Origin of the sequence: Streptomyces sp. NRRL WC-3549 (assembly GCF_000721935.1) — a bacterium.
Classification (GTDB): domain Bacteria; phylum Actinomycetota; class Actinomycetes; order Streptomycetales; family Streptomycetaceae; genus Streptomyces.
Window position 1 is genome coordinate 47,703 of record NZ_KL585384.1, and the last position, 817, is coordinate 48,519.

An 817-nucleotide genomic window follows, 5' to 3' on the forward strand; every position below is an offset into this window, starting at 1 on the left:
GCTCCACCGTGGACGGGTGGAAGCGCGCCGCCGAGGACTTCAACACCTACGGCGCCGCCGCCCGCAAGCGCGGCATGAAGTTCTACCAGCACAACCACGCCGAGGAGTTCTCCTTCGCCACCGACAAGCCGAAGGTCCGCCTCTACGACGTCCTGCTAGCCGAGACCGACCCCGACCTGGTCTACCTGGAGATGGACATCTACTGGGCCTTCGCCGGCCGGTTCCGCTTCGGCAAGCGGGCCGACGGCACCCCCGCCCCCTTCAACCCCATCGACTACGTACTCAAGCAGCCCCACCGCTACCCCCTCTTCCACGTCAAGGACGGCACCCGCAACGACAACGCCCGCGACGGCTACGACATGACGGACGTCGGCGACGGGGACATCGACTACAAGAACTTCCTGAGCCGCGTCACCGAGCGCACCTCCCAGGGGCGCACCTACCACCACTGGCAGACCGAGCACGACAGCCCGGCCGACTCGCTCGCCTTCGCCCGCAAGTCCAGCGCACACCTGCACTCCCTGCGCCAGGGCCGCTGCGGCGACTGACACGGGTCGGGGGAGGGCCGGCCGTCCCGCCCTCCCCAGCCGCAGCGACGGTGCGTCGAGGCGGACGCCGGAGAGAGGAACCCGGAGCCGCCGCCAGGAGCCCCTCACCCTGTGCGCATGCCCCACGACCCTTGGTGACAGCCCCGGCGCCGGAATTCGCCACCCTCCGCCCGCACCGCACTGACCACGGGAAACGCGGGTGAAAGGCACCTCGAACCCCTGGTATTGTTTTCCATGTCGCCGCGGGGAACACCGCGAACGGCAGACAC

At 69.4% G+C, this 817-nt stretch carries 1 protein-coding gene; it reads left to right on the forward strand.

Features of this window, described 5'->3' with window-relative positions:
• Nucleotides 1-548 (forward strand): sugar phosphate isomerase/epimerase family protein (locus IH13_RS0103555; RefSeq protein WP_031080945.1); only part of this gene is annotated, 548 nt, incomplete at its 5' end.
• Nucleotides 549-817: the final 269 nt, after the last annotated feature.